Genomic DNA, 12066 nt, shown 5'->3' with positions numbered 1-12066 from the left:
GGGGGCGGGCGCGTGGGGGGGGGGCCCAATCCCGGGGGGGGGCCCCCCCCGGGCCCCCCCCCCCCGACGGGGTGGGCCTGTCCGGCCCGTACGTCAGCCCGCCATGTTCTCCGCGAGGTTCTCGGCCATCTCCTCGGCCATTTCCTCCACCATCTCCTCGGCCAGCTCCTCCGTCAGGTTCGACTCCGTGCCGGGGATGCCGAGGTCCTGGGCGCGCTTGTCGGCCATCGCCAGGAGGCGGCGGATGCGGCCCGCGACCGCGTCCTTGGTCAGCGGCGGGTCCGCGAGGGCGCCCAGCTCCTCCAGGGACGCCTGCTTGTGCTCCATACGCAGGCGGCCCGCGGCGGCCAGGTGCTCGGGGACCTCGTCGGCGAGGATCTCCAGGGCGCGCTGCACGCGGGCGCCAGCGGCGACAGCCGCACGCGCCGAGCGGCGCAGGTTCGCGTCGTCGAAGTTGGCGAGGCGGTTCGCGGTGGCCCGGACCTCGCGGCGCATCCGCCGCTCCTCCCAGGCGAGCACCGACTCATGTGCACCCATCCGGGTGAGCAGCGCCCCGATCGCGTCACCGTCGCGGACGACGACACGGTCCACGCCGCGCACCTCCCGCGCCTTCGCCGCGATGGAGAGCCGGCGCGCCGCGCCGACCAGGGCGAGCGCCGCCTCCGGGCCCGGGCACGTCACCTCCAGGGAGCTGGAGCGGCCGGGCTCGGTCAGCGAGCCGTGCGCGAGGAACGCCCCGCGCCAGGCCGCCTCCGCGTCACAGGTGGCCCCCGAGACCACCTGCGGCGGCAGGCCCCGGATGGGGCGCCCGCGGCCGTCCACGAGCCCCGTCTGGCGGGCGAGCTGATCGCCGCCCGCGACCACCCGTACGACAAAACGCGAGCCGCGGCGCAGCCCGCCGGGCGCCATCACGATCAGCTCCGAGCTGTGCCCGAAGATCTCGAGAATGTCCCGCTTCAGCCGCCTCGCGGCCATCGCGGTGTCCAGCTCCGCCTCGATCACGATGCGGCCGCTCACCAGGTGAAGGCCGCCCGCGAACCGCAGAATCGCCGAGACCTCGGCCTTTCTGCAGCAGGTCCGGGTGACGGGGAGCCGGGAGATCTCGTCCTTCACCGCTGCCGTCATCGCCATGGGCCGATCCTTCCATGCATCCGAAAAATACGGTCGTACGCGGCGGCCAACAGCTCCGGATCATGGATCGGAGTCCCATCGGGCCTGGCCACCGGCGCCAGCTCGACCGCGGCACCGAATCGCTCCTTGGCGGTGTCGGTCAATGACGCGCGGTCGGGCACGGCGGCCTCGTCGGCCAGCACCACGTCCAGGGCGAGTTTAGGGGCGTGTCGTCCCAAAACCTCCAAATGACGCTGCGGGGAGAAGCCATCGGTTTCTCCGGGTTGCGGCGCGAGGTTGAGCGAGAGGACCCGGCGCGCCTTCGTCTCGACGAGCGCGTCGAGCAGTTCGGGGACCAGCAGATGCGGGATCACGGACGAGAACCAGGAGCCAGGACCGAGCACCACCCAGTCCGCGTCGAGCACGGCGGCGACGGCCTCCGGCACGGCCGGCGGGTCGTTCGGCACGAGGTGGACGGACTGCACCTCGCCGGGTGTGAGCGCGACGGTCGCCTGCCCGCGGACCGTGTCCACGTCGTCGGGCCGCTCCGGGTCGTGCCCTTTGACCAGCGCCTGGAGCTCCAGCGGCACGGCGGACATGGGCAGCACGCGCCCGTGCGCGCCGAGCAGCTTGCCGACGAGGTCCAGCGCCTGCACATGGTCGCCGAGCTGTTCCCACAGGGCGACGATGAGCAGATTGCCGACCGCGTGCCCGTTCATCTCGCCCGGCGACTGGAAGCGGTGCTGGATGACGCGGGACCAGGTCTGGCCCCAGTCGTCGTCGCCGCAGAGCGCCGCGAGCGCCTTGCGCAGGTCTCCCGGCGGCAGCACGCCCAGCTCGTCCCGCAGGCGCCCGCTGGAGCCGCCGTCGTCGGCGACCGTGACGACGGCCGTCAGGTCGCCGGTGATGCGGCGCAGCGCGGCGAGGGAGGCGGACAGGCCCATGCCGCCGCCGAGCGCGACCACCTTGGGGGTCGCGCCCCTGCGGCGCATCGCCGGTGCGTTCCTACGGCTCAGCCTGCTGGTGAGCCGTAGCGTGCGGCCTGTCATTCGCGTCCCATGTCCCGGTGGACGACCACGGTCTCCACGCCCTGCGAGGCCAGCCGGGCCGCGAGCTTCTCCGAGGTGGCGACGGAGCGGTGCTTGCCGCCCGTGCAGCCGACGGCGATCGTCACGTACCGCTTGCCCTCGCGGCGGTAGCCGGCGGCGATCAGCTGGAGCAGCTCGGTGTAGCGGTCGAGGAACTCCTTGGCGCCGGGCTGCGAGAAGACGTAGTTGGAGACCTCCTCGTTGAGCCCGGTGAAGGGGCGCAGCTCGGGCACCCAGTGCGGGTTCGGCAGGAAGCGCATGTCGACGACGAGGTCGGCGTCGACGGGCAGGCCGTACTTGAAGCCGAACGACATGACCGTGGCCCGCAGCTCGGGCTCCTCCTCGCCCGCGAACTGGGCGTCCATCTTCGCGCGCAGCTCGTGCACGTTGAGGCTGGAGGTGTCGATGACGAGGTCGGCGTCGCCGCGCAGCTCGCGCAGGAGTTCGCGCTCGGCGGCGATGCCGTCGACGATGCGGCCGTCGCCCTGGAGGGGGTGCGGGCGGCGCACCGACTCGAAGCGGCGCACCAGGGCCTCGTCGGAGGACTCCAGGAAGACGATGCGGCGGGTGACGTGCTTGGCCTCCAGGTCGGCCAGGGACTCCCGGAGGTTGTCGAAGAACCGCCGCCCGCGTACGTCGACGACGACCGCGATCCGGGCGACGTTGCCCTGCGAACGGGCGCCCAGCTCGACCATCGTCGGGATCAGCGCGGGCGGCAGGTTGTCGACCACGAACCAGCCGAGGTCCTCCAGGCACTTCGCCGCGGTGGAGCGGCCCGCGCCGGACATCCCCGAGATGATCACCAACTCGGGGATGACGGCCTCCGGGATGCCCGGCGCCGTCTCGGCCTTCGGCCCGGTGCCGTTACTCGTACTGCTGCTCACCTGAACTCCGTGCTCCGCTTCCGCCGGTACGGGACGGCTGTGCGCCGGGCCGCCGGTATCGCTGATGCCGCTGATGCCGCTGCTTACGTGTTCGTCGTACTCGCTCATGGCTCCTGCCCCCGTCGTTCATCCGTGGCGCCCGCCCCAACGGGCCCCTCACCCACCCGCACACCCGCGGTGTGCTCCGTGGTGGTGTCATCAGTGATGCGGCCTTCACCATCTGGCGCACCGAGCCGCGAACCGCCACCCACGCCCGGGCCACCCTCGCCCCGACGGTCTTCATCGCGGCTGCCCTCGGTCGGGCCGCCCTTGACCGGGACACCCTCGCTCAAGCCGCTCGCGACCGGGCCACCCCCGGCCCGGCTGCCTTCGGCCCTACCATCCTCGGTCGGGCGGTCCTCGGCCCGGCTGCCTTCGGCCCTACCGCCCTCGGTCGGGCCGTCCTCATCCGGGCCGCCCCCGGCCGGGACAACCTCGTTCGGGTGGTCCTCGCCCCGGCTGCCCTCGTTGCGGCCGTCCTCGGCCGCGAGACCCTCACCCGGGCGGCCCTCGCCCCGACCGCCCTCAGTCGCGACACTCTCGCCCCGGTCGTCCTCCCCCGAGGCGCCCCCCTCACGGCGGTCCTCGTTGCGGCTCACTTCGGCCGCGAGGCCCACGCCCGAGACACCATCGCTAGCAACGCCTGCATCCTGGCCGCCCCTGTCACGGCTGGCCTCGCCCCGGCTACCCCCGCCCGGGACGCCCTCAGTCGCGTCGCCCTCGGTCGGGGCGTCCTCGTCCCGGACATCCTCGGCCGGGACGCCCTCGTCACGACTGCCCCCCGTCGGGACACCCTCCCCCGGTACACCCTCGTCCCGGCTGTCCTCGTAGAGGTCCTCCACCGTGGCGTCCTCGCGCTCCTCCGCGGCCGAGGCGGTGTTCGCCGTGGGGAGTGAAAGGTTGTCGTCCAGGATTTCGCCTGTTGTCATGTTCACCGCTGGCGCGGCCGGTTCCGCCTTTGCGAAGGTCGCCACGATCGTTTCCGCGGTCTTGCGGCCTATGCCGGGGACCTCGCAGATCTGGTCGATCGTCGCGGCGCGCAGGCGCTTGACGGAGCCGAAGTGCTTGATCAGGGCCTGCTTGCGGGCGTCGCCGAGGCCGGGGACGTCGTCCAGCGGGCCCGCGCGGAAGCGCTTGGCGCGCTTGGTGCGCTGGTAGGTGATGGCGAAGCGGTGGGCCTCGTCGCGGACGCGCTGGAGGAGGTAGAGGCCCTCGCTGGTGCGGGGCAGGACGACGGGGTCCTCCTCGTCCGGCACCCAGACCTCCTCGAGCCGCTTGGCGAGGCCGCAGACCGCGACGTCGTCGATGCCCAGCTCGTCCAGGGCCCGCTTGGCCGCCGCCACCTGCGGCTGACCGCCGTCGACCACGACGAGCTGCGGCGGGTAGGCGAACTTCTTGGGCCGCCCGTCCTCCTCCGTGAGGGTGGACTCGCTCGGCCCGTCCTCGATCACCGACTCCGCGTCGGACCACTCCCCCGACTTCTCCCGCGCGGCGAGGTACCGCTTGAAGCGCCGGGTGATCACCTCGTGCATGGACCGGACGTCGTCCTGCCCCTCGAACCCCTTGATCTGGAAGCGCCGGTACTCGCTCTTGCGGGCGAGGCCGTCCTCCAGGACGACCATGGAGGCCACGACGTCGTCGCCCTGGAGGTGCGAGATGTCGTAGCACTCGATGCGCAGCGGCGCGCTGTCCAGGCCGAGCGCCTCGGCGATCTCCTCCAGGGCGCGCGAGCGCGTGGTGAGGTCGGAGGCGCGCTTGGTCTTGTGCAGGGCGAGCGCGTGCATCGCATTGCGGTGCACGGTCTCCATCAGCGCCTTCTTGTCGCCGCGCTGCGGAATGCGCAGCGACACGGCCGACCCGCGCCGCTCGGCGAGCCACGCCTGAACGGGCTCGACCGGGTCGGGCAGCGCCGGGACGAGGACCTCCTTGGGGACGGAGTCCCCGGTCTCCTCCCCGTACAACTGCTGGAGCGCGTGTTCGACCAGGTCGCCGCTCGTCACCGCCTCCACCTTGTCGGTGACCCACCCGCGCTGACCTCGCACGCGCCCGCCCCGTACGTGGAAGATCTGGACGGCGGCCTCCAGCTCGTCCTCCGCGAGGGCGATGAGGTCGGCGTCGGTGGCGTCCGCGAGGACGACCGCGCTCTTCTCCATCGCCTTGCGCAGCGCGCCCACGTCGTCGCGCAGCCGGGCCGCGCGCTCGTACTCCATGTCCTCGGCCGCCGCCGCCATGTCCTTCTCCAGGCGGCGGATGTACGTGCCCGTGCGCCCGGCCATGAAGTCGCAGAACTCCTCGGCCAGGTCCCGGTGCTCCTCGGGCGTGACGCGCCCCACGCACGGGGCGGAGCACTTGCCGATGTAGCCGAGCAGGCAGGGGCGGCCGGTCCGCTCGGCGTTCTTGAACACGCCCGCGGAGCACGTGCGGACCGGGAAGACCCGCAGCAGCAGGTCGACGGTGTCGCGGATCGCCCACGCGTGGCTGTACGGACCGAAGTACCGCACGCCCTTCTTCTTCTGCCCGCGCATCACCTGGACGCGCGGATACTTCTCGTTCATCGTGACCGCGAGGTACGGGTAGCTCTTGTCGTCGCGGTACTTGACGTTGAACCGGGGGTCGTACTCCTTGATCCAGGAGTACTCCAGCTGCAGCGCCTCGACCTCCGTACGCACCACCGTCCACTCCACGGAGGCGGCCGTGGTGACCATGGAGCGCGTACGCGGGTGCAGGTTCGCCAGATCCTGGAAGTAGTTCGCCAGACGCTGGCGCAGGCTCTTCGCCTTTCCGACGTAGATCACCCGGCGGTGCTCGTCGCGGAACCTGTACACCCCCGGGGAGTCGGGAATCTGTCCCGGCTCGGGGCGGTAGCTGGAGGGGTCGGCCATGTCAGACACCCTACTGGCGGGGTGTGACAGTCCGGCGCTCCTGGGGACGGGGCTTCGGCACGGAACCCCATGGGGCTTGTCGAGTGCAGGACAACAACGCTTCAATGCCGGGTGCCCCCACGCGCCCATGGCAGGAGACCGTATGCGGCTCGGCGAACGGCACGAACGGCAGAAACCACACTTACCGGCCGGGCGGGACCCCGCTCTGGAGGCGGTCCTGCGCACCGGCCCCTTCCATCTCGCGCTGCGCGCCGCCATCGCCGCCCGGCGCCTTCCGCTCCACCGGGTCCAGCACCATCTCTCCCGCCACGGCATCAAGGTCGGCGTGACGAGCCTCAGCTACTGGCAGCAGGGCGCCCGGCGCCCGCAGCGCACCGAGTCCATGCGGGCCGTACGCGCCCTGGAGGAGATCCTCGAACTGCCCGAGGAGTCGCTGATCCGGCTGCTCGGCCCGGCCGTCCCCGCGGGCACGCCCCAGCGGCCCGCGGCGCGCCCGTACCGTTCGCTCGTCGCGGCGTCGGGCGTCATCGACCGCCTTCTCGCCGACCTCGGGGCCCCACCTGTCGCCGGTCTGCACACCGTCGGCCGCCACGAACGGGTCCGCATCGGCCCGCGCAGGCAGCTGCTCGGCAAGGACTCCCAGCTTGTCGTCCGCGCCCACCGCGACGGCGTGGACCGCTATGTGGCCGTCCACCAGGGAGACCCGGGGTGCTCACCGGGCGACGTCGCCGTGCACGCCATGGAGAACTGCCGGACCGGCCGGGTCCGCTGGGACGGCGGGACGGGCGTCCTGGTGGCGGAGATGCTCTTCGACGCGCGCCTGCGGGCCGGGGAGACGCATCTGTTCCGCTACGGCTTCGAGGACGGCACGGCCGGTGTCTCGACGGAGTACGTCCGCGGGTTCGGCGGCGCGGGCGGCCAGTACGTGCTCCAGGTCGGGTTCGCCGACGAGGCGCTGCCGGTGCGCTGCCACCGATTCGCCCAGCAGTCGGCGGCGGCGCCGCGCGCGGGCCGCCAGGAGCTGACCCTCACGGGCAGGCCCAGGTCGGTGCATCTGGTGGAGCCACAGGTACGGGCTGGTCTGCTCGGGATCGGCTGGGACTGGGAGTGAGCCCCTGCCCCTGCCTCCTTCCCCAGGCTCCAGGCCCCGGCCGTACGGCTACTTCCGCGGCCCGTACGGCTACTTCCGCGGCCCGTACGGCTACTTCCGCGGCCCGGCCACGATCTTCCCGCCCTCGACCTTGACCGACAGCTCCTCCAGCGGGGACGTCGCCGGAGCGTGCAGCACCTTGCCCGTCGTCGCGTCGAACTTGCTGCCGTGGCAGTTGCAGGTCAGCTCCGTGCCCTTCAGCATCCCGATCGGGCATCCGGCATGCGTGCAGATGGTGCTGAACGCCCGGTACTGCCCGCCCTGCGCGCGGCTGACGACGACGTGCTCGTCCTTGTAGAGCTTCGCGCCGCCCTCGGGCACCTCGTCGGCCTTGCCGAGGTCGACCGGCGCGGTGGGCGCGGCCGCCGCGCCGCCGCCGGACTCCGTCGAGCAGGCGGTCAGTCCGAGACCGGCCGTCCCCGCGACGGCGGCGCCGCGCAGCGCGGTGCGACGGGAGATACGGGAAGGGGTCGTGCCGGACATCTGGGCTCCATGGACGTGAACGGGCGCGTACGGGCCCGGGTGCACGAACCGGTGTGCGGGGGCCCGGGCGGGAACGGACGTGCGTGACAGATCAGACGATACCGACGAGGAACCGGCCGCTCCCGGCGCCCCCGGCACCCCCGTTCCCCTCTCGCCCCGCGCCCCACCCCGACTGCCCGAACGCACGGTCGCCGTGCCCGTACCCCCTCCCGCCCGTGCCCGTATGAGGGACGCCTGCTGACCCCCGGGCCAGGACGTTCTACCCTGCCGTCGGCACCCGGGGCGCGCCGCGCGCCGCCCGTCCCCGTCCGAGAGGAACCACCGTGATCGTCGTCGCCGGAGAGGCCCTGATCGACCTCGTCCCGTTGAGCGCGGGCGGTGACGAGTCGAGCGGGGGTGAGCAAGGCTCCGCCGCCCTCCCCGCGCTGGCGCCCCGGCTCGGCGGCGGCCCGTACAACACGGCGGTGGCGCTCGGCCGGCTCGGTTCCACGACCGCCTTCTGCTCGCGCGTGTCCCGTGACGCGTTCGGCGAGGCCCTGCTGGACGGGCTCCGGGCGGCGGGCGTCGACGTGGCTCCCGTGCAGCGCGGCGACGAGCCGACGACGCTGGCCGTCGCGTCCATCGGGGCGGACGGCTCGGCCGGTTATACGTTTTACGTCGAGGGGACGGCCGACCGGCTGTTCGCGGTGCCGGACGCGTTGCCCGCGGGCACGCGCGCGGTGTCGTTCGGTACGTGTTCGCTCGTCCTGGAGCCGGGGGCGAGCGCGTACGAGGAGCTGATGCGCACGACTGCCGCGCAGGGCCTGCTCACCGCCCTCGACCCGAACATCCGCGCGGGCCTGATCCCGGACGCCGATGCCTACCGGGCCCGTTTCAAGAGCTGGCTGCCGTCGACCACCCTGCTCAAGCTCTCCGAGGAGGACGCCGAGTGGCTCGGCGGGACGCCCCGGGAGTGGCTGTCGGCGGGACCGGCGGCCGTCGTGATCACCCGGGGCGGCGACGGGCTGACCGTCTTCACGCGGGACGGCGGCGAACAGTCGGTGCTGGGCGAGCGCGTCGACGTCGTGGACACGATCGGCGCGGGCGACACGGTCAACGCGGCGCTGCTGCACGGCCTCGCACAGCTGGACGCTCTGTCCCCCTCCGCCCTCGCCGCACTGAGCGACGACGCCTGGGCGCGGCTGCTGCGGTTCGCGGCGGGCGCGGCGGCCGTCACGTGTTCGCGGGCGGGCGCCGAGCCTCCGTACGCGTCCGAGGTCGGCGCCCTGTAGCGAGCGGTCCGCTGAACGCACTGCGCCCCGCGGGAAGCTCCCGCGGGGCGCAGTGCGTGGTACGTGGTGCGGTGACCGTGTCCGGCGACCGGTCAGGCCTTACGGGCCCGGGTCGTCGCCACCTTCTTCGCGGCGGGCTTCTTCGCCGTCTTGCTCGCAGCCGTCTTGCCTGTGGCCCTCGCCGTGGCCGTCTTCTTCGCCGGGGCAGCACTGGCCGCCACCGTCTTCTTCGCCGTAGCGGCCTTCGTGGCGGTCTTCTTCGCGGTCGCGCTCTTGCGGGCCCGGCCGGCGGGCACGGATGCGTCCGTGACGCGGTCGGCGCCCAGGATGTCCCGCAGGAACTTGCCGGTGTGGCTGGCCGGCACCGACGCGACCTGCTCCGGGGTGCCCTCGGCGACCACGAGACCGCCGCCGCTGCCGCCCTCGGGGCCCATGTCGACGACCCAGTCCGCCGTCTTGATGACGTCCAGGTTGTGCTCGATGACGATGACCGAGTTGCCCTTGTCGACCAGGCCGGACAGGACCGTGATCAGCTTGCTGATGTCCTCGAAGTGCAGACCGGTGGTCGGCTCGTCGAGCACGTACACGGTGCGCCCAGTGGAACGCTTCTGCAGCTCGCTCGCCAGCTTCACGCGCTGTGCCTCACCGCCCGACAGGGTCGGCGCGGACTGTCCGAGACGGACGTAGCCGAGCCCGACGTCGTTCAGCGTCCTGAGGTGGCGGGCGATCGCGGGGACCGCCTCGAAGAAGTCGAGCGCCTCCTCGATCGGCATGTCCAGGACCTCGGCGATGGACTTGCCCTTGTAGTGGACCTCCAGGGTCTCCCGGTTGTAGCGCGCGCCGTGGCAGACCTCGCACGGCACGTACACGTCCGGCAGGAAGTTCATCTCGATCTTGATGGTGCCGTCGCCCGAGCAGTTCTCGCAGCGACCGCCCTTGACGTTGAAGGAGAAGCGGCCGGGGAGGTAGCCCCGCACCTTCGCCTCCGTCGTCTCGGCGAACAGCTTGCGGACGTGGTCGAAGACGCCGGTGTACGTCGCCGGGTTGGACCGGGGCGTACGGCCGATCGGCGACTGGTCGACGTGCACGACCTTGTCGACCTGGTCATCGCCCTCCACGCGCGTGTGGCGGCCGGGGACCGAGCGCGCGCCGTTCAGCTCGCGGGCCAGGTGCGTGTACAGGATGTCGTTGACCAGCGTGGACTTGCCGGAGCCCGAGACACCGGTGACGGCCGTGAGGACACCGAGCGGGAAGGACACGTCGATGTCCCGCAGGTTGTTCTCCTTGGCGCCGTGCACGGTGAGCTGCCGGGACCGGTCCACGGGCCGCCGGACGTCCGGGACCGGGATGGCCTTCTTGCCCGACAGGTACTGGCCCGTCATCGACTCGGCGTTGCTCAGCAGCTCCTTCAACGGGCCGCTGTGCACGACCTTGCCGCCGTGCTCGCCCGCGCCGGGGCCGATGTCCACGACCCAGTCGGCGACCTTGATGGTGTCCTCGTCGTGCTCGACCACGATGAGCGTGTTGCCCATGTCGCGCAGGCGGACCAGGGTCTCGATCAGGCGGTGGTTGTCGCGCTGGTGGAGGCCGATGGACGGCTCGTCGAGCACGTACAGGACGCCGACGAGGCCGGAGCCGATCTGCGTGGCCAGGCGGATGCGCTGGGCCTCGCCGCCGGAGAGCGTGCCGGCCGCGCGGTTCAGCGAGAGGTAGTCGAGGCCGACGTCCACGAGGAAGCGGAGCCGCTCGTTGACCTCCTTCAGGACGCGCTCGGCGATCTTCTTGTCGCGCGCGTTCAGCGTCAGCTTGGAGAGGAAGTCGGCGCAGTCGCTGATCGACATGGCCGAGACGTCGGCGATGGACTTGTCCATGACCGTGACGGCCAGGACGATCGGCTTCAGGCGCGTGCCGTGGCAGGTGGGGCAGGGCACCTCGCGCATGTAGCCCTCGAAGCGCTCACGGCTGGAGTCCGACTCGGCCTCGCTGTGGCGGCGCTTGACGAACGGCACGGCGCCCTCGAACGGCGTCGTGTAGCGGCGCTCGCGCCCGTACCGGTTGCGGTAGCGGACCTCGATCTGCGTCTTGTGGCCGTGCAGCAGCGCCTTCTTCGCGCGCTGCGGCAGCCCGGCGAACGGGATGTCCGTACGGAAGCCGAGGGCGTCGGCGAGCGCGCCGATGAGCCGGGCGAAGTAGTCCTTGGTGTGGCCGTGCGACCAGGGGTGGATGGCGCCCTCGTCGAGCGACTTCTCCTCGTCCGGCACGATCAGATCGGGGTCGACCTCCATGCGCGTACCGATGCCCGTGCAGTCGGGGCAGGCGCCGAAGGGCGAGTTGAAGGAGAAGGAGCGGGGCTCCAGCTCCTCGAACGACAGGTCGTCGTGCGGGCAGTACAGGTGCTCCGAGTACATGCGCTCGCGCTCGGGGTCGTCCTCGGGGAGGTCGACGAAGTCGAGCACGACCATGCCGCCGGACAGGCCGAGCGCGGTCTCCACGGAGTCGGTCAGGCGGCGCTTGGCGGAGTCCTTCACCGTGAGGCGGTCGACGACGACCTCGATGGTGTGCTTCTCCTGCTTCTTCAGCGTCGGCGGCTCGGTGAGCTGGACCGTCTGGCCGTCCACGCGCGCGCGGGAGTAGCCCTTGGTCTGCAGGTCGCTGAAGAGGTCGACGAACTCGCCCTTGCGCTCGCGCACCAGCGGCGACAGGACCTGGAAGCGGCTGCCCTCGGGCAGCTCCAGGACCTTGTCGACGATGGCCTGCGGGGACTGGCGCGCGATGGGGCGGCCGCACTCGGGGCAGTGCGGCTTGCCGATGCGCGCGAAGAGCAGGCGCAGGTAGTCGTAGACCTCGGTGATGGTGCCGACCGTGGAGCGCGGGTTGCGCGAGGTCGACTTCTGGTCGATCGAGACGGCCGGGGAGAGGCCCTCGATGAAGTCGACGTCCGGCTTGTCCATCTGGCCGAGGAACTGGCGGGCGTAGGAGGACAGCGACTCGACGTACCGCCGCTGGCCCTCGGCGAAGATCGTGTCGAACGCGAGCGAGGACTTGCCGGAGCCGGACAGACCGGTGAAGACGATGAGGGAGTCACGCGGGAGGTCGAGCGAGACATTCCGGAGATTGTGCTCGCGCGCGCCACGGACGATGAGACGGTCGGCCACGCCG

At 72.0% G+C, this 12066-nt stretch carries 8 protein-coding genes; 2 read left to right on the top strand and 6 right to left on the bottom strand.

Going from position 1 to position 12066, the window contains the following annotated elements:
• Positions 1-93: 93 nt before the first annotated feature.
• The 4 genes from whiA to uvrC are packed head-to-tail and all read right to left on the bottom strand — an operon-like array spanning position 94 to position 6003.
• A complete protein-coding gene (gene whiA / locus ABZ877_RS37535) occupies positions 94-1131 on the bottom strand; it encodes a DNA-binding protein WhiA (protein ID WP_361080708.1) in 1038 nt (345 codons plus the stop codon).
• Positions 1122-2159, bottom strand: coding sequence for a uridine diphosphate-N-acetylglucosamine-binding protein YvcK (gene yvcK / locus ABZ877_RS37530; RefSeq protein WP_361080706.1), 1038 nt, complete (start codon positions 2157-2159; stop codon positions 1122-1124). Before yvcK ends, whiA begins: the two co-directional genes overlap by 10 nt.
• Positions 2156-3190, bottom strand: a complete 1035-nt coding sequence (rapZ, locus tag ABZ877_RS37525; RefSeq protein ID WP_361080704.1) for an RNase adapter RapZ — start codon at positions 3188-3190, stop codon at positions 2156-2158. The genes yvcK and rapZ overlap by 4 nt, the downstream gene beginning before the upstream one ends.
• Positions 3187-6003: an excinuclease ABC subunit UvrC gene (gene uvrC / locus ABZ877_RS37520; RefSeq protein WP_361080702.1), complete on the bottom strand. Its 2817-nt coding sequence runs from the start codon at positions 6001-6003 to the stop codon at positions 3187-3189. Before uvrC ends, rapZ begins: the two co-directional genes overlap by 4 nt.
• A gap of 142 nt (positions 6004-6145) precedes the next feature.
• Between uvrC and ABZ877_RS37515 the strand changes: the two genes are divergently transcribed.
• On the top strand, positions 6146-7114 hold the full coding sequence (locus tag ABZ877_RS37515; RefSeq protein WP_361080700.1) for a hypothetical protein: 969 nt from the start codon (positions 6146-6148) through the stop codon (positions 7112-7114).
• Positions 7115-7204: 90 nt separating this feature from the next.
• On the opposite strand, the gene ABZ877_RS37510 is transcribed toward ABZ877_RS37515, so the two are convergent.
• Positions 7205-7636 (bottom strand): Rieske (2Fe-2S) protein, encoded by a 432-nt coding sequence (locus tag ABZ877_RS37510; protein ID WP_361080698.1) that lies wholly within the window; start codon positions 7634-7636, stop codon positions 7205-7207.
• A 323-nt stretch (positions 7637-7959) separates the two neighbouring features.
• Between ABZ877_RS37510 and ABZ877_RS37505 the strand changes: the two genes are divergently transcribed.
• Entirely contained in the window at positions 7960-8907 is a 948-nt protein-coding gene (locus ABZ877_RS37505) for a carbohydrate kinase (protein ID WP_361080696.1), read from the top strand.
• Positions 8908-8999: 92 nt separating this feature from the next.
• Here the strand turns inward: ABZ877_RS37505 and uvrA are convergent, their stop codons facing one another.
• Complete coding sequence (gene uvrA / locus ABZ877_RS37500) at positions 9000-12062, bottom strand: excinuclease ABC subunit UvrA (protein WP_361080694.1); 3063 nt, start codon at positions 12060-12062, stop codon at positions 9000-9002.
• Between the last annotated feature and the right edge of the window lie 4 nt (positions 12063-12066).

The organism is Streptomyces sp. NPDC046939 (genome assembly GCF_040644575.1).
GTDB lineage: Bacteria > Actinomycetota > Actinomycetes > Streptomycetales > Streptomycetaceae > Streptomyces.
Note: the sequence above shows the minus strand (reverse complement) of the source record. Positions and strands in the feature narration are given on the sequence as shown.